Origin of the sequence: Trichococcus palustris, from assembly GCF_900114465.1 — a bacterium.
In the GTDB taxonomy this organism is placed as follows: domain Bacteria; phylum Bacillota; class Bacilli; order Lactobacillales; family Aerococcaceae; genus Trichococcus; species Trichococcus palustris.
The window spans coordinates 71,517-98,248 of record NZ_FOTD01000011.1; the positions used below are offsets into that span (position 1 = coordinate 71,517).

The window sequence follows — 26,732 nt, forward strand, 5'->3', positions numbered from 1 at the left end:
AGTCCATATCATTGTATAAAGTAAGTACATCTCATCAGCCAGTTTGCCTATTGGTGGTACTACGGCTAGTCACCCCTTTACATAAGTTTTTTTACAAGGAGGAAATGATATGAAAAATTATTTAAATACGAACGATATGACTTTGCAGGAATGCGAACATTTAAAAGTTGAAATGGAACTGAAGAAAAACTACTATGGTGCTTTTGTGAGCAACGTATTATCAGATGAATTGACTGAAAAAATGGAAAGCATGTACGGTTGTGAATCAAATTAACAACGATTAATTACTCGGAAGATTAGCTTAACGGCTATATACAATAAAATCTGGAAAGAAGATGCTGTAGTCATGGTACAAAAGGAATCAACTGATCATCTTTTGCCGGGTGGGGCCACTGCTGCCAACCAATTAGACGGTGCTACTGTAGAGATAAAAGGATCATCTGTTGCTGATGAGATGCAAGAAGGAACTTAGTGATTTCTGTACTGGAGCAGTGCGTTAGTTGAATACTGAATTGAAACAGCCGGAGACGTCGATGACGTTTATCCGGCTGTTTTTTCATTATTATAGAAGAATACGTAGGCCTTACACGCCGTTATCCTCCTGCATGATGTCGGAGCTGGTTTTCCTTTTGTCCGCTATTTTGCCTATGCGGATCAAATGGGACAGGTTCTTCTCATAATTTTCGGCAAATACGACCGCATACAAGACGTCCAGCAGGTAGATGATCGAAAGGTTGATCGTGAAGTTGCCGATCTTGGAATACAGTTTTTCGCGCGTCGTGATCGGCAGATAGCAGTCCACCACACGCGAAAGGTAATTGTCCCCGATGCTCGTGATCCCAATCGTCGGGATGCCTTCAGATTTCAATATATTTGCTATCTGCTTCATAGCATAGCTTTCGCCGGTGTAGGAAATCAAAATGGCGCAGGTGCCTTCGGGACAGGTGTAGGCTGTGTAGACGTCTTCCCCTTTGATGGTGGAGACGGCAGTGTGGTGCTTGATCCGGTTCATCTTCAGGGCAAAATCCTGCGGGATGAGCATATTGGCGTTGTTGGCAAAGATTTGGATATGCTTTGCCTTCAGCAGCATCTGTTTCGCCTGCTGCAGCGTATCGTGGTGGATGAGCGAGAGCGTATCCTCGATCGTCGATTGTCCGAGCGAGGCCATCTTATTGCTGATCGTCATGATGGAGTCGCTCGCCTCGAAAGGCAGGTTTGCATCGATGTTGACGAAGTTGCGGGTCAGATAGTCGTGCTCTTCCTGGTAGGCTTTTTTGCATTCGACCCATCCGTCAAAGCCCAATTTTTTGGCGATGCGGATCAGCGTGGATGGCTGCGTATACGTTTCAGCAGCGATTTCCTGCATCGTCTTTTGGTCCAACACTTCCGGATAGCGCAACAGGTAGTCCACGACCTCCTTTTCAGCCGGCGAAAACTTGATGGTTTCCATTTTTTCGCGTATTAACATAGGTGGCGCACCTCCTTTTCTTAATATCCAGCGCTTCAGTCATGCCCTGAATCGCTTTTCTTCTATTTACAAAAATTATAATTTAATGTAAATGGAATGTAAACGATATTTTGCTCGAAAAAGGGCAAAAAGCGAAAAGTTTTTCAATTTTTGGGCGGATTTTGCCCGAATTTTGTAAAAAGGATTTGAAGTGTAGGGTAGTCTATTGCTATCGGAATTTACATGATGGATAATTACCTTGTAAACGAAACGAGGAGGAATATATAAATGACTAAAGGCGTTAAAATTGTAACAATCGGCGGAGGAAGCAGCTACACACCTGAATTAATGGAAGGTTTCATCAAACGTTATGATGAGCTGCCTATCCGCGAAATCTGGTTAGTGGATATCGAAGCAGGGAAAGAAAAATTAGAAATCGTTGGCGCAATGGCACAACGTATGTGGGATGCATCCCCTTATGACGTGAAAATCCATTTGACATTAGATCGCAAAGAAGCCTTAAAAGATGCTGACTTCGTAACGACACAATTCCGTGTCGGGTTACTGAATGCCCGTGTCAAAGATGAGCGTATCCCGTTCTACTACGGCATGTTGGGTCAAGAAACCAATGGTGCCGGCGGTATGTTCAAAGCATTCCGTACAATCCCTATCATTTTGGAAATCGTTGAAGACATGAAAAAATTATGTCCAGATGCTTGGTTGGTCAACTTCACCAACCCGAGCGGCATGGTAACAGAAGCGATCATCCGCTACGGTAAATGGGACAGAGTAATGGGCTTATGTAACGTTCCTGTAATGGCGACAATGACTGAGCCGAAAGCATTGGGCGTTGAGAAGGACGACCTGATCTACAAATTTGCCGGCTTGAACCACTTCCACTGGCATAAAGTTGCGGATACAAAAGGCCATGACATCACTTATAAAGTGATCGATGCCATGTTCGACAAAGATGCAGGCTTACCAAAAAATATCTATGACATTCCATTCTACAGAGAACAATTGGAACAAATGGGCATGATCCCTTGCGGTTACCACCGTTACTACTACCGTGAAGAAGAAATGCTGAATCACGGTCTGGAAGAGTACAATACAGTAGGGACAAGAGCCCAACAAGTTAAAGAGACTGAAGCGGAATTGTTCGAATTGTACAAAGATCCGAACTTGGATCATAAACCGGAGCAATTACAAAAACGTGGGGGAGCTTACTACTCCGACGCTGCCTGCGAGACAATCGCTGCCATCTACGGCAACAAAAACACGCAAATCGTCGTATCGACCAAAAATGATGGCGCCGTTCCGGACCTGCCAGCTGACTGCGTAGTTGAAGTCACAGCTTACGTTGGCGCACAAGGCGCAAGAAACGTTGCCTTCGGCGAATTGCCGACTGCTGAAAAAGGCTGGTTGCAAGTGATGAAAGCCATGGAATTGTTGACGATAGAAGCTGCTGTAACAGGCGACTACGGCACAGCTTTACAAGCATTCACGATCAACCCGCTGATCCGTTCAGGCGAAACTGCGAAAAAAATCATGGACGAATTATTCATCGCGCACAAAAAACACTTGCCGCAATTCGCTGAAACAATCGCACGCTTGGAAGCTGAAGGCGTCACTGTTCAGGATGAAATCGCAAAAAATCTGGACTAATGAAGTAAGGCTTATGCCTAATCCATTACTTTTTTCAAAAAACATTTGACATTTCCGTGAAAAATGAGTATATTCTGAGAAAGAATAAAAAAAGTAATGATAAGAGGTAGTAAGTTATCAAGCTGTTCAGAAAGGTGCCGGTTGATGAGAGGCACTCATGCAAGATAGCCGAATTCGTCTTTGAACTTCGCACTGAAATCAAGTAGGCTGCGACGGGTGATAGCGTTCGTTATTCCGCTAGGGTATTATAATGTACCTGTCGAGGTAGATCTACGCGAGTGGTCTATGAACAAAGGTGGTAACACGAGTCTATAAGGCTTCGTCCTTTCCAATAACAATTGGAATGGGCGAAGCTTTTTTTGTTGAAGAAAATGGAGGGATTAATATGAGTTTCAAAGCATTGAGTGAAAAAATCGATTTCGAATTAGTCAAAGAATTATCCAAACTGACACCTGAGCAAGCAGCAATGAAGGCAGCCCGCGACCAAGAGTTGCACGACATCATCGAAGGCAAGGACGATCGCATCCTGTTGATCATCGGACCTTGTTCAGCACATGATGAGGAAGCAGTAATGGAATATGTGCGTCGTTTGGCGAAGTTGCAAGAAAAAGTCAAAGACAAAGTATTCATGGTCCCTCGTATCTACACAAACAAACCGCGTACGACCGGCGACGGCTACAAAGGCTTGTTGCATAAACAAGATCCTACCGGCAAGAGCAACTTGATCCAAGGAATCGCTGCTGTGCGCAGCTTGCACAACCGTGTCATCACGGAAACAGGCTTGACGACAGCGGACGAAATGCTGTACCCGGAAAATCTGGATTTTGTTGATGACCTTGTCAGCTACCATGCAATCGGCGCGCGCTCCGTTGAAGACCAACAGCACCGTTTCGTTGCCAGCGGAATCGATCACCCAGCCGGAATGAAAAACCCGACCAGCGGCAACCTGAAAGTGTTGTTCAATTCGGTCTACGCTGCCCAACAAAAACAAAAATTCATCCATAACGGCGTCGAAGTGCAGTCTAGCTCCAACCCGTTGGCCCACGTCGTATTGCGCGGCGGAACGAACGAGTACGGCGATAACATCCCGAACTACCACTACGAAGACCTTGTCAAAGTGGTGAAAGGATACGCAGATGGGGACTACAAAAACCCGTTCATCGTCATCGACACAAACCACGACAACTCCGGCAAAAAACACATGGAACAGATCCGCATCGTCAAAGAAACGATGTTCAACCGTTCTTGGAACCAAGACATCAAGAAATTGGCGCGCGGCTTCATGATCGAGAGCTACTTGGTAGGCGGCCGTCAAGAAGACGACGGAACAGTCTTTGGACAATCCATCACCGACCCATGCCTAGGCTGGGAAGATACAGAAGAATTGGTTAATTTCATCGCAGAAAACGCATAAGAGCATAAATGTGGGGCCAGGAGAAATCCTGGCCTTTTTGTGTTGTGGTGAGGATTGTTTCCTCTGGTAAAGGGGGGCACCCCCGGAGAAGAAAGCTGTGACCGTTAGCCACCTCCGACGAGGGAATGCTAGCTGGAGGTGGCTACATTGCGGGTGACTGTACTCCGGCGAAGCCACTGTGATCGGAGGTGATCATCTTTCTTGGATGTTCTCCTCCGGCGAGAGGACTGCTCCCCAGCCGTGCAAGCAAGCAGTGCGATCAGCGCAGTCAATGCGGTCTACATCTATGTACCATTGGCACTGACAGCGGTTTCGCTAATTTTCATCTACCTCTATAAATTGTACAGAGAATATGATAATATTATCAAAGAATTAGATGAACGAAAATTGGAACAATAATAGTGTTCAGGGTGAGGCGGATTACTCGCCGATCTCTGATTTTTTGTTTTGAAGAGCGGATGCATTCAATAAATGAGCGAAGGCGGTACTGGCATGAAGAAAAACTACTTAAGCATCGATATCGGCGGCACGAACATCAAATTGGCTCTGATCGACCATTCCGGAGAGATCCAGTCCAAAAAATAGGTGCGGACACCGCATGAATACGGGGAGTTCATTGCTGTACTCGAACGGGAAATTGAGCTTGTTAAGGATGATATTCGCGGAATCGCCTTTTGTTGCCCGGGAAAAGTGAATACGGAAACAGGCACCATTTCCTTTGGCGGAGCGCTGCCTTTCCTGGATGGTGTTTCTTTCATCGACGAATTCTATCCTAAATTTCAGGTGCCCATTTCTGTCGTTAATGACGGCAAAGCGGCTGCCTTGTCCGAATTATGGCTCGGCAACCTGAAGGGCATCGAGAACGGCCTGGCGCTTGTGCTCGGAACCGGCATCGGAGGCGGTTTGATCCTTGACGGCAAGCTCTATCAGGGCAAGCATTTTCAAGCCGGGGAACTGAGCTTCATGATGAAGCAGTCAGACAAAGTCTCCTTTGATGATATGTACGGTAGGACAGGATCAGCGGTCGGGTTTGTCAAAAAGGTGAACCAGGAACTGGGGACGGAGGACCTGACGGACGGAGCTGCGGCATTTGAGGCGATCAATCAAAAGGATCCGATCGTCTACCCGATTTTCGAGGCATACGCCAGAGAAATCGCCTATATGATCTGCAACATCCAAGCCATCCTTGACCTCGAGAAGATCGTGATTGGCGGCGGAATTAGTGCCCAAGCGATCGTGACGGAAGAAATCCGGACACAATACCGCGCCATCCGCGCAGGGCTTCCTTTCGTGGCGGACACATTGACGGAAGTAGAAATCGATAGCTGCCGCTTCCTGAATGATGCGAACCTGTTGGGGGCGTTGTATCAGTTGTTGCTGAACGTGGATGAAGAGCTGGTCGTGAATGGGTAAGGAATGTTGTACATTAAAGTAACAATCAAAATAACCTCCACCGAGCAGCATCTCGGTGGAGGTTATTTTCGTCTTTGGCATCGATTGATGTGGTTATTGTTTTTATTGTGCTTCTTGCTAAGGCGATGTCATTTTAGTTTTGAAAGCTTAACACTTTTCAAAATCTAATCTTACGGATATATAATCTCCTTTCGGGTTCTCCAATGCAATACCGCAATTAGCAAGTTCTGAGCCAGAATACTGCATCTGGCTATTGATCTCAACATAATCTGCTTTCAAGTCAATAAATGGGATCTTAATCAGTAAAGATAACTCTGATATGTCAAATGTATTGCGGAAGAGATAAACGATGATTTTATTCCTCGCTTTATCAGTAAACATCCAGGTGCAGTGATTGGTGTCAAAGGGTGATTCCAATCGATAAAATTCACTTTCCATCAAGAAATCTCGATCTTCCTTATATCGTGCAACGTGAGCTTTGATGATATCCTTCTCGTGGTTGCTCAGTTGAATGATATCCATCTCATATCCCATATTCGTAGAAGAAGCGAGATGCTTTCTCGTTTCAAAATCTGTCATGCGTCCTGTTTGATGATTGGGTATTGACGAAACGTGCCCTGTCAAAGAATAAGGCGGAAACAGATAGGAAGCACCGTATTGAATCCTCTGTCTGTCCAATCCATCGGTGTTGTCACTAGCCCAAGTTTGAGGCATGAAGTACAACATTCCCGGATCCAATCTCCCGCCGCCGCTTGAACAATTCTCAAAAAGGACTTCAGGGAAAAGTGTCGTTATCGTATTGAGTATTCTGTAAAGCCCCATCATGTAGCGGTGTGAGTACTCATTCGCATGAGATTGATTCAACAAGGTCGAAGCAGGTTCCGTTATATGGCGGTTCATATCCCATTTGATATAACTGACACCATAATCTGTGATGCTTCGAGTAAGAAGTTCAATAATGAATTCTTGGACTTCTTCATTCGTAAGGTCCAGAATGTACTGGCTCCTCCCTAGAAGAGGTTCATATTCCGCGGTCCGCATGACCCAATCCGGATGGTTCTGCATCAGAGCACTGTTAGGAGAGATCATTTCCGGTTCGAACCAAATGCCGAATTGCAGGTCCCGTTCCTTCGCATAATCAACTAAGGGCTTGATGCCGTTCGGGAATTTATTTGCATCTATTTCCCAGTCGCCAAGAGAAGTCTTGCTGCTGTTCCGTTCCCCGAACCACCCATCATCCAGTACGACAGCCTCGAAGCCCAGTTCCTTCGCAGAATCGATAAGATCTATCATTATTTTTTCTGAAACGTTGAAATAACTCATTTCCCAGCTGTTCACCAGAATGGGACGTGATTTGTTTACCCAGCTTTGGGGGATCAAATGATTATTGAAAAACCGATGAAACACGTTCGAATTTCCATTATATCCTTTGTCACTATAACTTAACGCAGCTTGGGGGCTTTGGAAGGATTCGCCAGGACCAAGTTGCCATGTGAACGTATCAGGGTTCAACCCGATCTGTAAACGCAAATGATTGTACTGATCCCTTTCGAGATTACTCAGATGGTTTCCGCTATAAATCAATGTCATTGCGTGTACGTCACCGGAAAATTCTGTAGCATCCTTAGAAATCGATAGATAGGGTGGATACTGAGGGCCGCTCGCGCCTCGGCTGCTGCCGATGGAAAACTTCCCATGGCTGATGGACTGACGGTTCAATTGGAATTCTCGTTGATGTGTTCCGTAAAAAGTGGTGCACAAGTGACCATCGTAACGCATATCAACGGAGGCACTGAACAGCTTTTCAATCAGCACACTGGCATTGCTCTCGTTAATGATTTTACTTGAACGGATGATTACGTCTGCATCTTCAAAAATCGTATAAAACAGCAACAAGCGGATGCTTGAAATAGGGTCGACCATATGGATAGTCAGTGTCTGAGAATTTGATTCTGGCAAGTCCCGTGCATGAGGAAACGCAGTGAATTCAGGTGTCCCGTCTGAAATTTCAAATTTCTCATAGGAGAAGCGGCTGACGGTATAGCCATTGCCCATTCTTATCTGGACGGAAGCTTCACGATAATCCCCTTGGTTGGGGAAGCTCACTTCCAGAGGCACGTACTCAAGGGAGAATTCAGGACGCTCGGGGATATTCATGGCTGCAAATGTCCGTTTTTTTAATGTCGGTTTATTCGAAAGCGAATAGGATTCAATCCTTTTTCCCCAGTGACGATGCGCCAAATAAGTATCCTCAATAACCTCAAAGACATAGCTTATGTTGTCGTTCATAAGATGAAAAATCTGTCTTTGCTCATCGTATACAATCATTTGTCTGTTCATTTTTTGTAATCCTTTCGATATTGGGATGGTGACAGGCTTGTTTCTTTTCTGAAGAATTTTGAGAAAGAAAGGGCATCGCTGAAACCGACAGAGCTGCCGATGATGTTAATCGGATCTTCCGTCGCTATCAGCAACTCTTTCGCTTTGTTGATTTTTAAATTTGTCAGGTATTTTTTGGGGCTTATCCCCATTTCGGACTTGAAGATTCCCGCCAAATAGCTCGGATGAATGCCTGCAAAGTCAGCGATATCAGAAATATGGATATCGTCATGATAATGTAAATCCATATATCTCACTGCTTTCGCTGAAACAGATGAGGAGTAGGTCGTGTTGGAATGTTTGACGCACTCTTCAAGCAGGGTTCCGATGATGTCATACATAACCCCATTGATCTTTAAGAAGGAAGCGGTGCTGTCATCGTTGGACATTTCGATGATTTTCATTATTTTAGTTTCATACAATTCGGCATTCGCGCAGTCCAAAACAAAATGCTCTTCACTTGACTGCATAAGCATTTGGACATAATTATGCGATTGGATACCCAGAAATCCGATCCAGGAATATTTCCACGGTGAATCCATAGCGGCGGTATAGGTCGAAATTTCGCCTGCAGGGACAATAAAGAGCTGATTCTCATGAACCTCAAACTTTTTATCATTGATTTCCAGTGAGCCTTTGCCCTCCTTAACAAAATGAATAAAGTGATAATCTCTGCGCTTTGGCCCGTAGCTGTACCCAGCTTCACAATATTCAATCCCACTGTTGTAAAGAATGAAGTCCGAGATGCTCTTTTTCGAAAAATCTGTGAACTTATCGGTGTACTCTCTTATGTTTTTATTCATGGTTTCATTATACATATATCCTGTTCATTGGCTATCTTGATGTTAGAATTTTCCATATACCTCTGTATTTTTCCCATATTCTATTCGAGGCAAGCTCTGTTATTATGTGTCTAACAAGAACGAATGAAAGCGCATTGATTCGGTTTGTTAATTTGAAGGGGGGAGTGATTATTATTAAGGAAAATCCATATCGGAATTTGTTTCATCTGGAACCTGATTGTGGGCTCTTGAACGATCCGAATGGGCTAATTCAATTTCAAGGGAGATATTATTTTTTCCATCAATGGAATCGGTTTAGTCTGGATCATGGCTACAAGGAATGGGGGGCATTTACTTCGTCCGATTTGAACCATTGGGATCATTTAGGATCAGCAGTACTGCCTGACAGCAAAGAAGACAGCGACGGTGCTTATTCCGGAAGCGCCATTGAACATGACAACAAGATGTATCTTTTTTATACTGGCAACACCAAGAACAGCGGAATTCGCAAAACGTATCAAAGAATGGCCTATTCCTCAAATGGCTATACATTCATCAAGAGCGAAAAGGTAATTGAAACGCCAAGTGGTTTTACAGAACATCACAGGGACCCAAAAGTATGGCAATCGAACGGAATTTGGTGGATGATTGTAGGGGCGCAAACAATTGATCAAGTTGGTGCCATCAATTTATTCAGTTCAACTGATTTGGAAGACTGGAAATATGAAGGGGTCTTCTATTCGGCGCAAACGTTAGATCAAATGTGCGAATGTCCAGATTACTTTCAATTGGGCGATGCTGAAATTCTGGTGGTTTGCCCCCAGAAAAGAACTTCGCTATTAAACGGGAACGAGAACATTTCCAGCTATGCAGGCTACCTTGTTGGAGCTTTTGAAAAAAATAACAAGTGTTTTCGTCCGGAGAGCGATATTATGTTGATTGATGAAGGGTTTGATTTTTACGCTCCGCAGTCTTTTACTGATGAAAAAAACAGAAGAATTCTGGTCGGGTGGATGTCCCGGATGGATGAAGCAGAGGAAAAGGATTGTCCAACAACAGCTTTCAATTACCTGCATTGTCTTACAATCCCAAGAGAATTATTTTGGGAAAACAGTCGCCTTTATCAACGACCGTTAGAAGAATTGAAGAGTCTGAGGAAGAAGAGAATTACGTTAACCAAAGCCAACGCTAAGTTACTTTCTGACAGTGGAGCTTATGAATTGGATATACAACTCGTCAATCAAACGACCCCATTTGAAATATCCATGAATAATGGGAATACTGTCATCCAATTTGATGGCAAATCCAAATTGGTTATAAGTCGTCTGAATTGGGTTTCAGGCCAACGAGAAATAAAGGAGCTGCACATTCCGAATTTATTTGAAATTCAAATATTCAACGATGCGTCAGCTATGGAAATTTTTATGAATAAAGGTGAAAAAGTATTCTCCATGCGTTACTTTTGCGCAGAAGAAAAGCGTGAAATTTTTTACAGTGGCTTACAAGAAAATGGCTCAATTGATTATTATTCGTATAAGGAGGAAGTCGAATGAATAACAAAGAACTTGCAGAAAAAATATTGGAACTTGTTGGGGGAAACAAAAATGTGAAGTCGGTCGCGCATTGCGCAACGAGACTTCGCATCATAACGAACAATAAAGATGAAATCGATGTAGCAGGGATTGAATCCCTGGAAAAAATCAAGGGTAGTTTCTATAATTCTGGGCAATATCAGATCATTCTAGGGACAGGGCTTGTGAATAAGGTTTACGATGAATTTGCGCCTTTAGTGGAGAATCCTGGAAGTCAGGCGTCCACCGATTCGCAAAAAGATCAAAAAATGACTTTCCAAGGCGCGATCCGGATTTTTGGTGATGTCTTTGTCCCAATCATCCCTGTATTGGTAGCCACAGGATTGTTTATGGGGCTAAGAGGATTGGTGACACAAGAAGCAATCTTGGGACTTGTGGGCTTAAGCCCTAGCGATATTCCGCAGCAATTCCTATTGTTCACCCAAATTTTGACGGATACAGCCTTCGCTTTCCTGCCTGCATTGGTGGCTTGGTCGACGTTTAAAATATTTGGCGGAACCCCCATATTGGGGATGGTACTTGGGTTGATGTTGGTCAGTTCTGTACTGCCAAATGCTTATGAGGTCGGACAAAAAGTAGCGGACCCTCTGGTGTTTTTCGGTTTTATTAAAGTCGTTGGATATCAAGGATCCGTATTGCCGGCATTTGTTACGGGGATCATAGGCTCGAAGATTGAACGTGCATTGAAGCGGAAAATTCCTGATTCTTTGGACTTGATTATTACCCCATTTTTAACGTTATTTCTTGGATTGATTTGTGCGCTATTCATTATTGGACCGATATTTCATGGGGTTGAGTTGAGTGTTCTTCATATCGTGGAATCCTTGTTGAACCTGCCGTTTGGAATTGGCGGATTGATTTACGGAAGCTTTGGACAACTGCTTGGTATTTTCGGTATCCATCATATTCTGAATTTCCTGGAAATTAGTATGTTAAGCCAAACCGGTTGGAACATGCTGAATCCGATAGGAACTTGTGGAAATATAGCGCAGGCAGGTGCAGTCTTGGCCGTTGCAATCAAGACGACCTCACCAAAGATAAAACAGATTGCTTATCCATCAGCCTTTTCGGCAGCATTGGGGATTACTGAGCCGGCTGTTTTCGGAGTAACCTTGCGACTGGTAAGGCCGTTTGTGATGTCGATGATAGGCGGAGGTGTGGGCGGATTCCTGGCTTCTTTATTGAAGCTGCGCGCAACTGGAATGGCATTGACGGGAATCCCTGGAACATTGTTGTATTTAAATGATCAATTGCCATTCTACATTCTTGTCAATCTCGTAGCGTTCAGTGTCTCATTTGCACTGACTTGGTTTTTCGGCTACAAAAAAGATGATACGTTCTAAAAATCATAACTGAGCTTTTTAGCATAAATATAAAGAGCAGTGGTTACAGAGAATCATATGTCTTAGCTTGATTTTGAACTTCAAAATAATACCTCAAGGAATAGCGTTGGTAGTTTAAACCAATCCCATTCCTTGAGTTTTTTTGATTCATCGCTTCCGCATTTTCACGACTTGCATAAGCCCTCTTTTTTTGAAGCCGGCCTTTTCGAAACCGAATGATTCGAAGTTTGCCTGAATTTCCTTTGGCGAGTAGTGCTTAACGTCTCCCGCCTTCCAAAAAGGCAACAACAGATTGGCCAGAACACGGAAAACCGGGAAATACATATCCGCGATGTAGAGCCGGCCGTTTGGCTTCAATAAGCGGCTTGCTTCCTGCGCGAAGGCTTTCACATCCGGGAAATGATGGTAGGCAGCGCAGACGATGATGACATCAAATGTTTGGCTCGGTAATGATGAACGGTCACAGGCACTCACTTCGAAGGTCATCTCGGGGCACTTTCTCTTGGCATTCTTAATCATTTTCTCCGCTATATCGATCCCATAGCCCCGGATTTCCCATCTGTCGGAAAGCATCTTTAGGAGGGTGCCGTTACCGCAGGCGACATCCAAGACAGCGTCATTTGGATGGATGACGATATCTTCCAGTAAGAAATTTTTGAACTTATCGGTGACCATGCTGTCAAATGAATGGTCAAAGTTGTCGGCTATGCGATTGTAGTATTCTCTGGACTTTTCCTCGAACGTCTTCATCTTCCGGTTCCCCTCTTTTGATGGCTATCCACATTTCGCATGAAATAAATAGAGCAACTGCTTACGCCATCATTATACAATTATTTTGAGGTCGGTCAGAAATGAAGAATCCCTTAAAAACGGACAACTATTGATGGTAGGGGCATATTTTGCAGTGTTGTTGTTCTGCTTTCCTCTCTTCTGAAAGGCGCTTTGATAAATTTCTTGCTTAGTGACCAAATTGAGATTTGCCATGGAGTCCACTCCAGGGTTTATAATGATGGTATCGAATAAGAATGGGAAGGAAGGGAAGAAGATGAACAGCAAAGAAGTGGCGCAGTTGTTTGATCTGCCGATCGATACGATCAGATATTACGAACGGGTAGGCGTGATTCCGCCGGTTCAGCGCGATAAGAACGGTTATCGCAATTACACAAAGAAGGACCTCAATTGGATCTTTTTGGCAAAAAGTTTGCGCAAGGCGGGATTATCGATCGAATCGCTGATCGAATTCGCTACGCTTGCGCAATCGAAGGATAATGTGCGGGGAGCGCAAAAACAGATACTCGAAGACCAATTAGTAGAAATCGAAACGAAACTGGAGGAAATGAATCGGGTCAGGGACCTTTTGCGATATAAAATTGATACCTTCGATGATCATGTTGCCAAATTCAATGCAGGGGAATTGAGGGACGACGAGGTAGAGGAGCTCTGGACGATGAAACATTTCAAAATATAATAAATAACGCTTGCTATGGAGTGTGCTCCATAGTTTAAAGTAAGCAGTGTAGTAAATAAACCATTTGGAGGAAATGATATGCAAACAGTAAAATTAAACAACGGTGTAGAGATTCCAGTTTTAGGTTTCGGCACTTTTCAGATCACCGATCCAATTGAAGCAGAACAGTCTGTCATTGCGGCGATCAAAGCGGGCTACCGTCATATCGATACGGCGCAATCCTACATGAACGAAGAAGCGGTCGGACGCGCCATCGCGAACTCCGGCGTGCCGCGCGAAGAGCTTTTTGTGACCACCAAAGTTTGGGTGGAAAATGTTTCCTATGAAGGCGTGAAAGCCTCTTTCGAACGCTCGCTCAAACGTCTGGGATTGGATTACATCGATATGCTCTTGATCCACCAACCATTCAGTGATGTTTACGGAGCATGGAGAGCGATGGAGGAATTGCAGGAGCAAGGCAAAGTGCGCGCAATCGGTGTTTCCAACTTCGCCGTTGACCGCGCTGTCGATTTGGCTACTTTCAATAAGGTCGTTCCACAGATGAACCAGATCGAAATCAACCCATTCAACCAACAAGTCAAGAATATCGAAGCGTTAAAAGCGGAAGGCATCATGCCGGAAGCATGGGCCCCGTTTGCTGAAGGAAAAAATGACATCTTCAACAATGAAGTGTTGGTCGCGATCGGGAAAAAATACAATAAATCGGTGGCTCAAGTCATCACCCGCTGGCTGGTAGAACAGGACATCGTTGTCCTGGCTAAATCAACCAAGCCGGAACGCATGGCCGAAAACCTGGACGTTTTCGACTTCGCATTGACGGATGAAGACAAAGCGCAGATTGCGACATTGAACGAAGGCGAAAGCCAATTCTTCTCCCATTCCGATCCTAACATGATCAAATGGATGGCGGAAAGAAAAATGGGCGTTTAAACGTAGGATGTCCTAAAGAACCTTAAAAATGAAAAGATCATTTAAACGGTTTAACCGTATAACAATCTTTTCGTTTTTTTATTCGGCTACATCGCTCATTTTCGCATCGCAGAGTAAGGTAAGCCCCTGATGAAAACTGCCACCACTTTTTTCGAACGGAAAAACCTTCTACTTCTCCTTCTTTTCAATTGATCATACAGTTTGGCGGGAATCCAGGTGAATAATTGGCATTCCACAAACATGCGATGCCGTTGAAGAAAAATCCATTCCGTTTGTGATAGAATCTAACTGGAACGATAAATACAAAATGTTTTAAAAAGTGAGGATATAAGATGATTGCAAAGACTGAAGAGGATTTTAACGGATTAAAAGAAATTGGTGGAATTTGTGGAGCGATTCGAGATGTATTAGTCCAATCCACGAAACCTGGAATCACTACAAAAGAAATCGATGAAATTGCGAAGGAACTTTTTGAAAAAGCAGGGGCGCAATCTGCACCAAAAGGGGAATATAATTTTCCTGGGTATACGTGCATCAGCGTAAATGAAGAAGTGGCGCATGGGATTCCGGGGGATCGGATCATTCAAGAAGGGGACCTTGTGAATATTGATGTTTCAGGTTCCAAAAACGGGTATTTTGCGGATACTGGCATTTCCTTTGTAGTCGGGGAGGGCCATATCATGCTGCAGAAAATCTGTGACGTTGCCAAAGAAGCGTTCGATGCTGGGCTTGCGAAGGTAAAACCGGGCGCAAAAACAAGCAATCTCGGAAAATCGGTGCACAACGTGGCGAAACGCCATGGTTTGACTGTCATCAAAAATCTTACCGGACACGGTGTTGGGCGCGCGATTCACGAAGCACCAGACCATATTTTCAATTACTACTCGCGCTGGGATGACGAAATTCTGAAAGAGGGCATGGTCATCGCCTTCGAGCCCTTTATTTCCACATTCGAAGAGGAAGTTTTCCAAGTTGAAGATGATGACTGGACCTTCTTTACGGAGGAAAGCATGGTAGCCCAATACGAACATACGATTATTGTCACGAAGGAAGGACCGATTATTACCACATTGTAAGGACGTGAATACCCCGATAGGGCGCGATGCGGAATAAAGAAAACTACTTGTAACAGTGAAAGCACAGATTAATTTTTGTGCTTTTTTGCATAACCTTTTTGTTCTCTGTGATTTCGCGGCTATCACGCAATCATGCATTTGATTTTTTGAATAACAGTAATCCTACAAATATCATGAACCCGCCTACACATGTCGCCAAGGTAGGTACCTCTCCCATTATGAGAAAACCCATCAAAGCAGCTAATAATGGGGTGACAAACATATAATTCGTTACATCGCTTGTTTTTTGCGCCATCGTCAGTGCTTTTGCCCACAACATATATGCAAGCGCACTCGGTAATATACCCATAAAACCCATCACCAACAACTGCTGAAGAGGGGCATTGCCAAATTGAACGGCCGCATCCGGTAAATACCACAGCAGAAATAGTGTTCCAGCCAAAATGCTGTAAGCTGTTGATTGCAAAGGAGAATATTTTTTCAGTAAAGAACGTTGAAGAAGGTTATAGCTGCTGATGCAAATAGCCGCTCCAAACATCCATAGTATGCCTGCATTAACGGAAATACTTCCGTTCGATAATGTCAAAACCAGAATTCCGCTAAATTCTACTATAATTGCGATCCATCCCAAGAGCCTGATCTTTTCCTTGAATATAATCCGGGCGGACAGGGCAGTCAGGATAGGTGCTGAGGCAATGACGACACTGCCCGTTGCTGCTGTCAGTGATTTAGACGCTTGGTTAAAGGTGATCATATATAGTGTGAAACCTAAAATGCCAGCTATCAGGAATTTAGGGATATCCCTTTTTTCCGGAAATCCGATTTTTTTGAAAATTCCAATTGAAATAAACAATAGAGAAGCAATCACATAACGAAGAACGCCTATCGCTTCTGCTGTATAGTATGTTAGCGCGATTTTTGTAAATACGAATGCCGATGCCCACAGAAGCACTGTAACAAAAGCATATATTTGAGCGTGCTTTTTTTTCTTTTGCATTTTTCCCCTCGCTGTCTTGAATAAACAATTCGCTCCTGTTGTAAATTCATTATTTTGGTTTTCGTAGACCCGCGACTTCAGTCATGGGAGGAGAAAACGCTCGGCCCAGCAGGCCGAAAGTCTTCTTTGTTCTCCGAACTCCTTTCTTTTTGTTTATATCTCGTTTGGGTGTTTCACTTGAAAAACGGTATAATGGTTCTAATGAAAAGAGGTGAAATGAAATGGCAACTGTCACTGCCAAAATTCAAATCTATGTTTCCCATTCAGACGCCGAAAGTCTCACGATGACCTCCAACGCCTATCGAAAAGCCTGCAATTGGCTGAGCGGGAAAGTCTTTGAAACCAAAGAACTCAATCAGCGTAATTTGAACACCTTGTACTACAAAGAGCTGCGCAATACCTTCGGGCTGAAAAGCCAGATGGCGCAATCCGTGATGAAAACGGTCCTTGCGCGGTACAAGTCTGCCAAATCGAACGGACACAACTGGAACCTAGTGACCTTCAAACTGCCCCAATACGACCTTGTGTGGAACCGCGATTATTCGCTCAACCAGAATCTATTTTCCGTCAATACGCTGGATGGGAGATTGCGGGTCAAGTTTGAGAAAAAAGCCATGAAACGGTACTTTGATGGCACTTGGAAGTTCGGCACCGCTAAACTCGTGCACAAATCCGGTAAATGGTTCCTGCACATCCCGATGACAAAGGCATTCGCAGAATTGGATCTGGCAGACACCAATAACATTGTCGGCATCGACCTGGGAATCAACTTTCTGGCCACCACCTACGATAGCCAGGGTAAAACCATTTTCTACAGCGGACGCACCGTCAAGCACAAACGCGCCCAACAAAAAGCCGTTCGCAAGCAACTCCAACAAAAACAAACCGCTTCTGCCCGCAAAAGAATGAAGGAAACAGGTTCGCGAGAAAACCGTTATGTGACTGACATCAACCATCAGATCACCAAGGCACTCGTCGAACAGTTCCCAAAGGGGACCTGTTTTGTCCTCGAAGACTTGACCGGTGTCCGTAATGCCACCGAAAAGGTCCGGACAAAAGACCGATACGTATCTGTTTCGTGGGCGTTCTATCAATTCCGGACCATGCTGACGTATAAAGCCCAACTCAACGGACAATGCGTACTTGTAGTGAATCCAAAATACACCTCCCAAACCTGTCCGAAATGCGGACACGTTGAAAAGGAAAACCGGAACAAACGCACGCACACATTTTGTTGCAAAAACTGCCAGTACACATCCAACGATGACCGTATTGGCGCGATGAACCTGCACCGAAAAGGCCTCGAAGCCATCAGTGCCGGTGCCGCTCCGGCATGACCGTTGCGGCAAGGGCGAAGTCAACCGTCCTGCGGGGGAACCCCCGAATATTCCGTCACACAAAGGCAGGAGCATCTCCGGATGCGTCCGCACTGCCGGACAGGAATAAGCCTAAAAGGCGCTTGTGCAACAAGCGCACTCGTCGTGTAACGACGGGAGGCAAGCCCGTGACTTCAGTCATTGGTAGTTGACATAACGTCTGTCGGTCTCGGAGACCTTTTTATTTTTTGTGGCTGCAATCTGATTCTTAAGGTAGACCGTTTTGATCACCTGAATCAGGTATTTGCAATCATGCCGCTCCATCGCTTTATCATAATGCTCGGAAAGAAGATTCGCGCTGCTGTATAGGATATCCGTTTCGATGGATGGAATCTGTTCGATAATTTCCTGTGCATCGTCAGTCGAAATGACGGGGCGCATAAATATTTTCGTATCAACGGGTGTATATACTTTTCCGTTCCGATACAGTGGCTTCAAAACATAGTATAGACGATCATCTGCGACAGCCGTGACATTCATAACTTCGATCGCTTCAATTCTGCAGACCCCTTCATTGCCATAAACTATCAAATCATTCACTTTGTACATTTTTTCCTCCATATCTTTTCCGAAAGCAACAAAAAAAGCGCGCAGATTTTGACAACAGGACTTACGTTCGTCAAAACTACACGTTGTATATATATTATACCAAATTATGATTATTTTCGTAAGAGTTTATTTCATAAAAAGTTTTTCGGATATGGTTTTTGCTGTAAAAAATTGTTCGTCAAGCAATGGAATCGGGATTGCCCGCGGGGGGCGGTTCACCGATTTTTTTGAAGAAATATGAGCAGCATTCCCGGTGAGAGTCAGTTCACCGGCAATTATCAAGAAAAGAAGAATGGATTTCCCGGTCAAACCCGGTTCACCGTTTATTTCATGGCAACATACAGAAAAATTCCCGATGAAGATTGTTCATCGGGAATGCTTCACTATTCAATGACTTTTTCGGCCAGAAGGGAGGTCGCTCAAAACAACGTTTCCCCGTCGCTGGCGATGATATCTTTGTACCAGTAATAGCTGTCTTTCTTGTAGCGCTTCAAAGAAGGTTCGACGGCTTCTTCGTACTGGTCGACGTAGACGAAGCCGTATCGTTTTTGGTAGCCGTTCAGCCAGCTGAGCAAATCGGTGAACGACCAGGTGCAGTAGGCGAGCACTTCCGAGCCTTCTTCGATTGCCAGTTTGATTTCTTTGAGGTGTTCCGCCAGATAGGTGATCCGGTACGGATCATGGATGCTGCCGTCTTCTTCAAGCGTATCGAAAGCACCGAGTCCGTTCTCGGAAATGATGATCGGCAGGTTGTAGCGGCTGGTGATGTCGCGGCAACCGATGCGGATGCCGATCGGATCGATGGTCCAATCCCAATCGGTCGTCGGCAGATTAGAATTGAGCGGATTCTTGTATAATCCCGGAACTCCGGGGATAGTCATAGAACCTTTTTCGCCGGTCGTGTTGAACACGCCGCTGCTGTCGACTCCGTCCAACGGGTTGTATTCGACCACATCGCTGCGGTAATAGTTGACACCCATGAAGTCGACGTGTTTAGCCGCTTCCGCCAGCAATTCCGCGTCGCCGGGCTCAAATTCAGGGGCTACGCCTTTTGTCTGGAGATACTTCATGGCCGCTTTCGGATAGCGACCGTGCGCGTAGACGTCCATCCACCAATAGTTTTTCAGGTCGTCGTAATCCATTTTGGCTACGACATTTTCCGGTTTACAGTCGATGGCGTAGCTCGGATGCAGGGCGAAGCTCGCACCGATCATGCCGCCCGGAACCAGATCCTGGAAGGCGAGCACGGCTTCGGCATGCGCCAGGAACACGTTATGGTTGACTTGGTAATAAAGTTTTTCTTCGCTGCTCATTTTCGGCGGGTGCTGCGCTGTCATCCAGCCCATCCGTGTGAAGATGTTCTGTTCGTTGATTGTGATCCAATATTTCACCTTACTGCCGTAAGCCTCGAACAGCGTCACGGCGTATTTCTTGAAGTCGGCGATGACTTCCCGGCTTTCCCAGCCGCGGTATTTTTGCTGCAGGAACAGCGGCAGATCCCAATGGTAGATCGTCACCATCGGCTCGATGTTGTTCTCCAGGCACAGGTCGATCAGCTTGTGGTAGAAATCCAGTCCTTTTTGGTTCACTTCATCCATCGAGGAAGGGAAAATCCGTGCCCAGGCGATGGAGAAACGATAGGTCTTCAGGCCCATTTCGGCCATCAGCCGGACATCCTCCTCCAGATGATGGTAATGGTCGACCGCGACATCACCGTTTGTGTTTTTGTAGGTGGTGCCGGGCACTTTCACGAATTCATCCCAGATCGATGGCCCTTTGCCATCGGCATCCCAGGCGCCCTCCACTTGGTAGGCTGCCGAGGCGCTACCCCATAAGAAATTCTCCGGAAAAGCAGTTTTGTTTGCTTGCATCATAATTTAAAACACTCCTTTTTGATGTATTTTAAAGAGAACGCTTGCTCTTTTTTATTTTATCATGTGGGAGTGTTAATACACAGTTTTAGTCAGGATTTTTTCATACAAGGCATCCATATTCCGTCCGGCCCGCACTTTCCGGAACAAATAATGGTTCGTGCCATCATGATGGGTATCTTCCCTGCGCAAATCCTTTCCGTCGAAATACAAACTGAAGTTTTCGCCTTTGAAGGCATAAAAGACATCCTTCAGATTGGACGAACTTAGTTCCCGGTATCCGCTTTGTCTTGAACGAACGGTATGACCGATATCAAAAACCATTGATGTGCGTTGAAAACGGGATGGGAAACATCGACACTATCGAAAATGGGGAAATTCACGACGACTACAGAATAGCTTATTTGCGTGATCACATTTCAGCAATGAGGGACGCTGTAACAATTGATGGCGTCGATCTGATCGGATACATGCCATGGGGCTGCATCGATCTCATTTCAGCAGGCACGGGCGAAATGAAGAAGCGGTACGGATTTGTTTACGTAGATGTCGATGATGCCGGCAAGGGCACGTTCAACAGAATCAAGAAAGATTCGTTCTACTGGTACAAATCAGTGATCGCGTCAAACGGCAGCAATTTATAGGAACGGAATACAAAGAAGCTCTTCCAACACTTGGTGGGAGAGCTTTTTGGTGCGGAAATGAGGAGAATTCTCGAATGACCCTGATGTATTCGAGAATATAGACCTGCACAGGAGCCAAATTTTCGAATAGCCTTCCTGTATTCGTTAATCTCGCCCCGCACTAGTTCGATGCAGGTGTCGACATTGCATGTTGATATGATTATGATATGGATTCTTATCAGCTACACCGAAAAAATGCTCCCCAAATTGCTTTTTTTGCGGTAACATGGTTTTCGAATCTAAAAGCAAAAAAAGTATGGGGAGCAGTGCCATAATGTATCTGAATATCCAGGAAACAGCCGAATATCTGCATTTGCCAGTCAGCGAAATCCATCGTCTGATCCGTGAACGTCAGGTTCGCACAATCAAGGACATGGATGACGAAATTTTACTGAACAAAAATCAGTTTGATTTCTTTATCGAACAGCGGGAAAAATACAACCGCGAATGGGAAGCATACTTGGATGCCCCTATTCCGAAAGATCCGGATATCAAAGACGAGGATTAGAAAATAAGCTGAATGAGCTTGCCGAAACGCTGCCCGCAAAATAAATACGCGTATGTTTTCCGACATACGGAAAACCGCATTAAGTCGAGATGATTTTTTAAATGCAAGCGAAATTATTGTCGAATGAAACGTTTAATTTTTTTGACATTACTTTTATTCCGTGGTATATTTATTTCGAAATCGAAGTAATTAATTAAGGGGGTGTAGCGATGACTACAAATACAGATCGTGATACATTAAAGGCCCTTACCGTGTTATTTAAATCATCTCAACATGTACAAGACAATTTGAAGAAAGATATGACACAACATGGCTTGAATTTATCTGAATTTGCCGTGTTGGAGTTGCTGTATCATAAAGGTGAACAACCTATTCAAAACATCGGGAAGAAAATTCTTCTTGCAAGCAGCAGTCTGACGTATGTTGTAGATAAATTAGAAAACAAAGGCCTAGTGCAAAGGATTCCATGTGCAACTGACCGTCGTGTGATTTTTACCGCAATTACGGATAATGGGCGTGAACTGATGGACCAAATATTTCCATTACATGCTGCTCAAATAGAAGAAATATTTTCTGTTTTATCGGACAAGGAAGTAGAAACATTTATTGATTTGGTAAAAAGGGTAGGCGTTCATGCAGAAAGTCTGCAACACTAAGAGTTACAATTTTAAATGGTCAGAAGAGTAGAGACTATCGCAGAGAAAACCTGCGACAGTCTTTTTTTGTAAATCAAAATAATTTTCACTATTTATGGACAATTTTCCGGAATAACCCCTGTGACATATGGTAAAATAGGCAATATCACATAAAAAGGACAGATGATGGTGAAAAAGAAAAAAATAGCAAAAACAAACGCTATGAGAATGTTGGATAAGATGAAATTCTCATATGAGGTTCATGAATATCCATGGTCGGAAGACCATCTTGATGCTGTTTCCGTTTTGAATAAAATGAGCGCAGAGTCCGGAGCCGTGTACAAAACCTTGGTTGCTGTCGGAGACAAAACAGGCGTTGTGGTTGGGGTCATACCTGCCCAAAAAGAGTTGGATCTGAAAGCTTTCGCGAAAGTCAGCGGAAACAAAAGGATAGAAATGCTGCCTGTAAAAGATTTGGAAGAAACAACCGGCTATATAAGAGGGGGCTGTTCACCGATAGGGATGAAAAAGTCGTATCCGACATTCCTTTCTCACCATGTTTCAGATGAAGATAAAATTTTGGTGTCAGGCGGTAAGCGCGGCACACAGATTGCATTGACGCCTTCCGATTTGGTAGCCGTTACACATGGAAAAGTTGAAACGATAACGCAAGAAAAAGAAGAATGATGATCGTTCAGCTGATACGATAAAAAAGGGGAACGAATCATGGAAAAGCTGCATATTTATCATATTAATGATATACACTCACATTTCGACAATTGGCCCAAAATAAGAAGGTACCTCAATCAGCAAAAAGCTTTTCATGAGAATATCGGAGAAGATGTTCTCCTTTTCGATATTGGGGACGCCTGTGATCGTGTGCATCCTTTGACAGAAGCGACGGATGGGAAAGCGAACATTACCTTGTTGAATCAGATCCCTTTCGATGCGGTGACCATCGGCAATAATGAAGGGATCGGAAATGCGAAGCACCAATTGGACAGCTTGTATGATGAAGCCCATTTCCCGGTCGTGTTGGCTAATATTATCGATCCGGAAACAAATGATATCCCGACTTGGGCGAAGCCGTATCTGATAAAGACGCTAAAAAGTGGATTAAAGGTTGGCATCATCGGCTTGACGGCACCCTTGTATCTCAGTTACGTGCCGAATGGCTGGGAACCGAAAGAGTCTGATGAAGTCCTTCCTAAAATACTGCTCGAATTGGTACCCCAAGTGGATATGATTGTTCTGCTTTCCCATGTAGGGATCATCGAGGATATCCATCTCGGCGAAATGTACAGATCCATCCCCATCATCATCGGCGCCCACACACACCATGTCTTGCCGGAAGGCAGGATGGTGGATGATTCGCTGTTGCTGGGCGCGGGGAAATGGGGCCAGTACATTGGCCACGTGACGATAAAGCTGGATGCGCATGTAATAATGGATAGGAAGGCGGAGTTGATTGCTGCCGCAGAGCTGCCCGGAGACCCGGAAGATCAAACAGAAATAGCCGCTTTGTCAACAGAAGGGGAAAAATTACTGTCTGAAATTAAGGTTGCGGATAACCCGATTGCTCTAGAAGCAGACGAACAACACGCGAATGAATTGGTGTCGTTGGGCTTGGATGCGATAACGGAATATGCCGAAATAAAATTGGGCATATTGAATTCGGGCTTATTTTTGGCCGATTTGCCGGCAGGCATCATAACCAAGAACCATCTGCATAAAATTTTGCCGCATCCGATGAGATTGTTGGAATGTACCTTGACAGGGCAGCATTTCAAAGCCATGATTGATGAGATGGAGTCGCAAAGGGTTGAATTGATGACAAAAGAAATTTCGGGAATGGGCTTCCGGGGAAGAATATTCGGGGAACTCTGCTATCGAGGGTTTGCGGTTGATCCGAATACGAGGGAGATCACGATTGACGGCAAGCCAATCCGGGATGATGAGGACATCACATTTGTGACTGTCGATCATTACCGCTATATCTCCTATTTCCCTACAATCGAGAATGAAGGCCGCAGTCGGTTATTATTCCCTTATTTCCTGAGGGATGTTGTCGGACTGCATCTGGAAAAAGAGTTTCCTATTTTAAAGTAAAAGGTGAGGTGCTTTTGTGGATAAAAATGAGAACCAGGAAGAAGCTTTGAAAAATCGGGTCGATTCTTTATTGGATAATTTGACGGGCGTTAATGGAGCGGATGAAGAAACGGAAGAGGTTGCCGTAGCGGATGAATCGGCCATCGTGAAGATGGTCGACGAAAATCATCTTTTGATTGGCTCGCAAGAATATGAATTGAGCCTGGATCATCGGGAAGGCTTTCAGCCCGAGGCATTGGCCGGCAGATACACATCCATCCTAAGCAAGTATGATTACATTGTCGGTGATTGGGGATATGACCAACTGCGCTTGAAGGGGTTTTACCGCGACAATAACAGCAAAGTCGCCCAGGACAAGAAAATAAGTTTCTTGGAAGATTACTTGTATGAATACTGTAATTTCGGCTGTGCCTATTTTGTAATCGAAAAGATGCGGACGGAAAAAGAAAAAATTACCAAGCAAAAGCGAAACCGGAAGAGGAAAAATCGCGACCTTGCAAAGGAATCGGAAACAAAAGAACCGGTGAAACAGCAAGAACAAAAACGGCCAAAATCCGATGAACCGAAAAAACAAGAAAAGTCAAAACAACATAAAAAGAAAAGCTTCGTCATCAAAGACGCAAATACGAAAGAGCCGTCAGGCAGCGAACGGATCGCAACGACAAATGTGACTCCGGATACAGCTGAGAAAAAAGCATTCCAAATCCATAAAATTGAACAGCAGTAAGGAGCGGATCGTTATCAAAACATATAAAGGATATTTGATTGATTTAGATGGGACGGTGTATAAGGGGACGGAAAGAATCCCTTCTGCGGAAGCATTCATCGAAAAGCTGCAGGCCCAAAACATACCTTTCCTCTTTGTGACGAACAATGCCACGAAGACCGCTGCTGAAGTGAGGGAGAACCTCTTGAATAATTTCCGCATCGACGTGACCGAGGATCATATCTATACGAGCGGTATGGCCGCCTTGGATTATCTGATTGAGAAGGACATGGGGAAACGAGTCATAGTCATCGGTGAGGACTCCTTGAAAACCCAAGTGACGCAAAGCGGATTTGAGATAGTCGATGAAAAGCCTGATTTTGTCCTGCAAGCGTTGGACAGAGAGGTAACCTATAAGGAATTGGAAGCGGCTTGTTTGGCTATCCAAGCTGGCGCGGGTTTCATCGCGACAAATCCAGATACGAATCTGCCGACCGAAAAGGGGTTTGTTCCCGGTGCGGGGGCAATCACAGCCTTCTTAAAAGCCTGCACACAAAGAGAGCCGATCATCATCGGCAAGCCCTATTCGGTCATTATGCAAGGTGCCCTGCATCGCATGGAACTGGATAAAGCCGATGTGCTGATGGTGGGGGATAATTATAATACCGATATTTTAGCCGGTGTTCATTACGGCATGGATACGCTGATGGTCTTGACCGGTTTTTCGCAGATAGCCGATATCATCGATAAAGAAGACGAAGAACAGCCAACCTATATCGTCGAGACTTTGGCGGAGTGGGAAGTGTAAACGTGATTGAAAAATTGAAATCTTTGATCGGGTACGTTGCGTTGTTTTTTATGGCACTGAGCTTCAGCATTGCCTTTACCATAAATTTTACGCCTTTGTATGCATTCGATATCGAATATTTGAACATCGAACAAATGACAGACATGCCGAAACGTGTGCTGCTGGAAAATTATCAGGTGATAATCGACTATTTGAATTTCCCTTGGATAAAGGAATTGAGCATGCCTGACTTCCCGGCCTCGGCAAGCGGACTCTTTCATTTTTCTGAAGTGAAGCAGCTGGTCGGATGGGATTACGTCATCTTCCTCATAGCGACATTCGTCTCGCTTTTGTTTTTGAAAAAGATGAAGGAAGAGAAGGGCTATTGGAAATTGCTGAACCCGCTGCGGATCATGATTGCCGCTCCACTGGTTGCCTTAAGCTTGATATTCATCAATTTCGATCAGCTGTTTATCGCCTTTCATCGCGTTTTCTTCAACAATAATGACTGGATTTTTGATTCCCGGACAGACCCGATCATCATGGCTTTGCCGGAAGAATTCTTCATGCACTGTTTTGTTCTCGTCATTATTTTGATTGAACTATTTTTGATGCTGTTGCTCTCATGGGCAAAGAAAAAAGTGAAACAAGCCTAAAAAATGAGGCTGGGACATAACTAGCTGAAATGAATTAAAAAAGGTTCCAATCACCGAATTTTGGTGGTTGGAACCTTTTTTCGAGGGCCAAGGTGCAGATTCCCTCCCAAGGAGGGCTGTCTGAACAGCGTATTTCCTCATGTTCACTGCCATAAGCGCAAATCCCAAGTCATTGCGCACCTTCTCCTTTCCTCTGACCGAGAATCGAGTGAAGCACAAATTAGCCTTCAAGAATCCGAACACTGGTTCTACATCGATCTTCCGTTTTCCGTAGATCGCGCCAGTCTTTTCATCCGAAAGCAAATCTTTAATTATTTTTTTCTGTTGTTCCCACTTCTCGTTGTAG

The 26,732-nt window shown here is 44.5% G+C and carries 26 protein-coding genes, 3 pseudogenes and 1 other annotated feature; of the genes and pseudogenes, 20 read left to right on the forward strand and 9 right to left on the reverse strand.

What is annotated here, in order from left to right; genetic code table 11:
* Positions 1–109 precede the first annotated feature (109 nt).
* Both BM101_RS14115 and BM101_RS14390 read left to right on the forward strand, forming a co-directional pair.
* On the forward strand, positions 110–274 hold the full coding sequence (locus BM101_RS14115; RefSeq protein WP_177194456.1) for a hypothetical protein: 165 nt from the start codon (positions 110–112) through the stop codon (positions 272–274).
* A 72-nt stretch (positions 275–346) separates the two neighbouring features.
* On the forward strand, positions 347–472 hold the full coding sequence (locus BM101_RS14390) for a hypothetical protein (protein ID WP_256212194.1): 126 nt from the start codon (positions 347–349) through the stop codon (positions 470–472).
* A gap of 111 nt (positions 473–583) precedes the next feature.
* On the opposite strand, the gene BM101_RS08700 is transcribed toward BM101_RS14390, so the two are convergent.
* Positions 584–1,468, reverse strand: coding sequence for a MurR/RpiR family transcriptional regulator (locus BM101_RS08700; protein ID WP_087033493.1), 885 nt, complete (start codon positions 1,466–1,468; stop codon positions 584–586).
* A gap of 267 nt (positions 1,469–1,735) precedes the next feature.
* Here BM101_RS08700 and BM101_RS08705 point away from each other — a divergent pair, with 267 nt between their 5' ends.
* The 4 genes and pseudogenes from BM101_RS08705 (at position 1,736) to BM101_RS08715 (ending at position 5,939) form a co-directional block, all read left to right on the forward strand.
* Complete coding sequence (locus BM101_RS08705) at positions 1,736–3,112, forward strand: 6-phospho-beta-glucosidase (protein WP_087033494.1); 1,377 nt, start codon at positions 1,736–1,738, stop codon at positions 3,110–3,112.
* Positions 3,113–3,199: 87 nt separating this feature from the next.
* Positions 3,200–3,442, forward strand: a binding site (T-box leader).
* Between the two features lie 55 nt (positions 3,443–3,497).
* A complete protein-coding gene (locus BM101_RS08710; RefSeq protein WP_087033495.1) occupies positions 3,498–4,526 on the forward strand; it encodes a 3-deoxy-7-phosphoheptulonate synthase in 1,029 nt (342 codons plus the stop codon).
* 240 nt (positions 4,527–4,766) lie between these two features.
* Positions 4,767–4,925, forward strand: coding sequence for a hypothetical protein (locus BM101_RS14120; protein ID WP_177194457.1), 159 nt, complete (start codon positions 4,767–4,769; stop codon positions 4,923–4,925).
* A gap of 93 nt (positions 4,926–5,018) precedes the next feature.
* Positions 5,019–5,939, forward strand: a pseudogene (locus BM101_RS08715) (ROK family protein).
* Positions 5,940–6,086: 147 nt separating this feature from the next.
* Here the strand turns inward: BM101_RS08715 and BM101_RS08720 are convergent.
* Both BM101_RS08720 and BM101_RS08725 read right to left on the reverse strand, forming a co-directional pair.
* Positions 6,087–8,279: an alpha-galactosidase gene (locus BM101_RS08720; RefSeq protein ID WP_087033496.1), complete on the reverse strand. Its 2,193-nt coding sequence runs from the start codon at positions 8,277–8,279 to the stop codon at positions 6,087–6,089.
* Positions 8,276–9,136: an AraC family transcriptional regulator gene (locus BM101_RS08725; protein ID WP_087033497.1), complete on the reverse strand. Its 861-nt coding sequence runs from the start codon at positions 9,134–9,136 to the stop codon at positions 8,276–8,278. Before BM101_RS08725 ends, BM101_RS08720 begins: the two co-directional genes overlap by 4 nt.
* A 149-nt stretch (positions 9,137–9,285) precedes the next feature.
* Between BM101_RS08725 and BM101_RS08730 the strand changes: the two genes are divergently transcribed.
* Positions 9,286–10,653, forward strand: a complete 1,368-nt coding sequence (locus BM101_RS08730; RefSeq protein WP_245825771.1) for a glycoside hydrolase family 32 protein — start codon at positions 9,286–9,288, stop codon at positions 10,651–10,653.
* A complete protein-coding gene (locus BM101_RS08735) occupies positions 10,650–12,035 on the forward strand; it encodes a PTS transporter subunit EIIC (RefSeq protein ID WP_087033499.1) in 1,386 nt (461 codons plus the stop codon). Before BM101_RS08730 ends, BM101_RS08735 begins: the two co-directional genes overlap by 4 nt.
* 147 nt (positions 12,036–12,182) lie before the next feature.
* On the opposite strand, the gene BM101_RS08740 is transcribed toward BM101_RS08735, so the two are convergent.
* Positions 12,183–12,785: a class I SAM-dependent methyltransferase gene (locus BM101_RS08740; protein ID WP_087033500.1), complete on the reverse strand. Its 603-nt coding sequence runs from the start codon at positions 12,783–12,785 to the stop codon at positions 12,183–12,185.
* Between the two features lie 295 nt (positions 12,786–13,080).
* Here BM101_RS08740 and BM101_RS08745 point away from each other — a divergent pair, with 295 nt between their 5' ends.
* The 3 genes from BM101_RS08745 to map all read left to right on the forward strand — a co-directional run bounded on the left by BM101_RS08745 (position 13,081) and on the right by map (position 15,509).
* Complete coding sequence (locus BM101_RS08745) at positions 13,081–13,503, forward strand: MerR family transcriptional regulator (protein WP_087033501.1); 423 nt, start codon at positions 13,081–13,083, stop codon at positions 13,501–13,503.
* A gap of 78 nt (positions 13,504–13,581) precedes the next feature.
* Complete coding sequence (locus BM101_RS08750) at positions 13,582–14,433, forward strand: aldo/keto reductase (protein WP_087033502.1); 852 nt, start codon at positions 13,582–13,584, stop codon at positions 14,431–14,433.
* A gap of 332 nt (positions 14,434–14,765) precedes the next feature.
* Positions 14,766–15,509 carry a type I methionyl aminopeptidase gene (map, locus tag BM101_RS08755; RefSeq protein ID WP_087033503.1) on the forward strand — a complete coding sequence of 248 codons (744 nt, stop codon included), beginning with the start codon at positions 14,766–14,768 and terminating at the stop codon, positions 15,507–15,509.
* 130 nt (positions 15,510–15,639) lie between these two features.
* Here the strand turns inward: map and BM101_RS08760 are convergent, their stop codons facing one another.
* A complete protein-coding gene (locus BM101_RS08760; RefSeq protein ID WP_087033504.1) occupies positions 15,640–16,506 on the reverse strand; it encodes a DMT family transporter in 867 nt (288 codons plus the stop codon).
* A gap of 221 nt (positions 16,507–16,727) precedes the next feature.
* On the opposite strand from BM101_RS08760, the gene BM101_RS08765 reads away from it, so the two are divergent.
* Positions 16,728–17,843: an RNA-guided endonuclease TnpB family protein gene (locus tag BM101_RS08765; RefSeq protein ID WP_087033505.1), complete on the forward strand. Its 1,116-nt coding sequence runs from the start codon at positions 16,728–16,730 to the stop codon at positions 17,841–17,843.
* A 177-nt stretch (positions 17,844–18,020) separates the two neighbouring features.
* Here BM101_RS08765 and BM101_RS08770 read toward each other — a convergent pair whose 3' ends face one another.
* The 3 genes from BM101_RS08770 to BM101_RS08785 all read right to left on the reverse strand — a co-directional run bounded on the left by BM101_RS08770 (position 18,021) and on the right by BM101_RS08785 (position 20,626).
* A complete protein-coding gene (locus BM101_RS08770) occupies positions 18,021–18,431 on the reverse strand; it encodes a CarD family transcriptional regulator (RefSeq protein ID WP_177194458.1) in 411 nt (136 codons plus the stop codon).
* Positions 18,432–18,850: 419 nt separating this feature from the next.
* Entirely contained in the window at positions 18,851–20,305 is a 1,455-nt protein-coding gene (locus BM101_RS08780; RefSeq protein ID WP_087033508.1) for a glycoside hydrolase family 1 protein, read from the reverse strand.
* Between the two features lie 72 nt (positions 20,306–20,377).
* A complete protein-coding gene (locus BM101_RS08785) occupies positions 20,378–20,626 on the reverse strand; it encodes a hypothetical protein (RefSeq protein ID WP_087033509.1) in 249 nt (82 codons plus the stop codon).
* Between BM101_RS08785 and BM101_RS08790 the strand changes: the two are divergent.
* The 8 genes and pseudogenes from BM101_RS08790 to BM101_RS08825 all read left to right on the forward strand — a co-directional run.
* A pseudogene (locus BM101_RS08790) lies at positions 20,578–20,946 on the forward strand (family 1 glycosylhydrolase); the annotation flags it as partial. The gene BM101_RS08785 and the pseudogene BM101_RS08790 overlap by 49 nt on opposite strands.
* Before the next feature lie 313 nt (positions 20,947–21,259).
* The gene (locus tag BM101_RS08795) at positions 21,260–21,493 is read left to right on the forward strand and encodes a hypothetical protein (RefSeq protein ID WP_087033511.1); all 234 of its coding nucleotides are present in this window, start codon (positions 21,260–21,262) and stop codon (positions 21,491–21,493) included.
* Between the two features lie 209 nt (positions 21,494–21,702).
* Complete coding sequence (locus BM101_RS08800) at positions 21,703–22,149, forward strand: MarR family winged helix-turn-helix transcriptional regulator (RefSeq protein ID WP_087033512.1); 447 nt, start codon at positions 21,703–21,705, stop codon at positions 22,147–22,149.
* A gap of 165 nt (positions 22,150–22,314) precedes the next feature.
* Positions 22,315–22,815: a Cys-tRNA(Pro) deacylase gene (gene ybaK, locus BM101_RS08805; protein ID WP_087033513.1), complete on the forward strand. Its 501-nt coding sequence runs from the start codon at positions 22,315–22,317 to the stop codon at positions 22,813–22,815.
* Positions 22,816–22,854: 39 nt separating this feature from the next.
* A complete protein-coding gene (locus BM101_RS08810) occupies positions 22,855–24,237 on the forward strand; it encodes a bifunctional metallophosphatase/5'-nucleotidase (RefSeq protein ID WP_087033514.1) in 1,383 nt (460 codons plus the stop codon).
* A gap of 16 nt (positions 24,238–24,253) precedes the next feature.
* Positions 24,254–24,964: a YutD family protein gene (locus BM101_RS08815; protein ID WP_087033515.1), complete on the forward strand. Its 711-nt coding sequence runs from the start codon at positions 24,254–24,256 to the stop codon at positions 24,962–24,964.
* Between the two features lie 34 nt (positions 24,965–24,998).
* On the forward strand, positions 24,999–25,751 hold the full coding sequence (locus BM101_RS08820; protein WP_245825772.1) for a TIGR01457 family HAD-type hydrolase: 753 nt from the start codon (positions 24,999–25,001) through the stop codon (positions 25,749–25,751).
* Between the two features lie 2 nt (positions 25,752–25,753).
* Entirely contained in the window at positions 25,754–26,386 is a 633-nt protein-coding gene (locus BM101_RS08825; RefSeq protein ID WP_087033516.1) for a TIGR01906 family membrane protein, read from the forward strand.
* A gap of 132 nt (positions 26,387–26,518) precedes the next feature.
* On the opposite strand, the pseudogene BM101_RS14610 reads toward BM101_RS08825, so the two are convergent.
* Positions 26,519–26,732, reverse strand: a pseudogene (locus tag BM101_RS14610) (transposase); the annotation flags it as partial.

Bases quoted from the DNA above. Each gene is read 5' to 3' on its own strand.
- BM101_RS14115 (WP_177194456.1), top strand. From the start codon at position 110: ATGAAAAATTATTTAAATACGAACGATATGACTTTGCAGGAATGCGAA.
- BM101_RS14390 (WP_256212194.1), top strand. From the start codon at position 347: ATGGTACAAAAGGAATCAACTGATCATCTTTTGCCGGGTGGGGCCACT.
- BM101_RS08700 (WP_087033493.1), bottom strand. From the start codon at position 1,468: ATGTTAATACGCGAAAAAATGGAAACCATCAAGTTTTCGCCGGCTGAA.
- BM101_RS08705 (WP_087033494.1), top strand. From the start codon at position 1,736: ATGACTAAAGGCGTTAAAATTGTAACAATCGGCGGAGGAAGCAGCTAC.
- BM101_RS08710 (WP_087033495.1), top strand. From the start codon at position 3,498: ATGAGTTTCAAAGCATTGAGTGAAAAAATCGATTTCGAATTAGTCAAA.
- BM101_RS08720 (WP_087033496.1), bottom strand. From the start codon at position 8,279: ATGAACAGACAAATGATTGTATACGATGAGCAAAGACAGATTTTTCAT.
- BM101_RS08725 (WP_087033497.1), bottom strand. From the start codon at position 9,136: ATGTATAATGAAACCATGAATAAAAACATAAGAGAGTACACCGATAAG.
- BM101_RS08735 (WP_087033499.1), top strand. From the start codon at position 10,650: ATGAATAACAAAGAACTTGCAGAAAAAATATTGGAACTTGTTGGGGGA.
- BM101_RS08740 (WP_087033500.1), bottom strand. From the start codon at position 12,785: ATGAAGACGTTCGAGGAAAAGTCCAGAGAATACTACAATCGCATAGCC.
- BM101_RS08745 (WP_087033501.1), top strand. From the start codon at position 13,081: ATGAACAGCAAAGAAGTGGCGCAGTTGTTTGATCTGCCGATCGATACG.
- BM101_RS08750 (WP_087033502.1), top strand. From the start codon at position 13,582: ATGCAAACAGTAAAATTAAACAACGGTGTAGAGATTCCAGTTTTAGGT.
- map (WP_087033503.1), top strand. From the start codon at position 14,766: ATGATTGCAAAGACTGAAGAGGATTTTAACGGATTAAAAGAAATTGGT.
- BM101_RS08760 (WP_087033504.1), bottom strand. From the start codon at position 16,506: ATGCAAAAGAAAAAAAAGCACGCTCAAATATATGCTTTTGTTACAGTG.
- BM101_RS08765 (WP_087033505.1), top strand. From the start codon at position 16,728: ATGGCAACTGTCACTGCCAAAATTCAAATCTATGTTTCCCATTCAGAC.
- BM101_RS08770 (WP_177194458.1), bottom strand. From the start codon at position 18,431: ATGTACAAAGTGAATGATTTGATAGTTTATGGCAATGAAGGGGTCTGC.
- BM101_RS08780 (WP_087033508.1), bottom strand. From the start codon at position 20,305: ATGATGCAAGCAAACAAAACTGCTTTTCCGGAGAATTTCTTATGGGGT.
- BM101_RS08785 (WP_087033509.1), bottom strand. From the start codon at position 20,626: ATGGTTTTTGATATCGGTCATACCGTTCGTTCAAGACAAAGCGGATAC.
- BM101_RS08795 (WP_087033511.1), top strand. From the start codon at position 21,260: ATGTATCTGAATATCCAGGAAACAGCCGAATATCTGCATTTGCCAGTC.
- BM101_RS08800 (WP_087033512.1), top strand. From the start codon at position 21,703: ATGACTACAAATACAGATCGTGATACATTAAAGGCCCTTACCGTGTTA.
- ybaK (WP_087033513.1), top strand. From the start codon at position 22,315: ATGGTGAAAAAGAAAAAAATAGCAAAAACAAACGCTATGAGAATGTTG.
- BM101_RS08810 (WP_087033514.1), top strand. From the start codon at position 22,855: ATGGAAAAGCTGCATATTTATCATATTAATGATATACACTCACATTTC.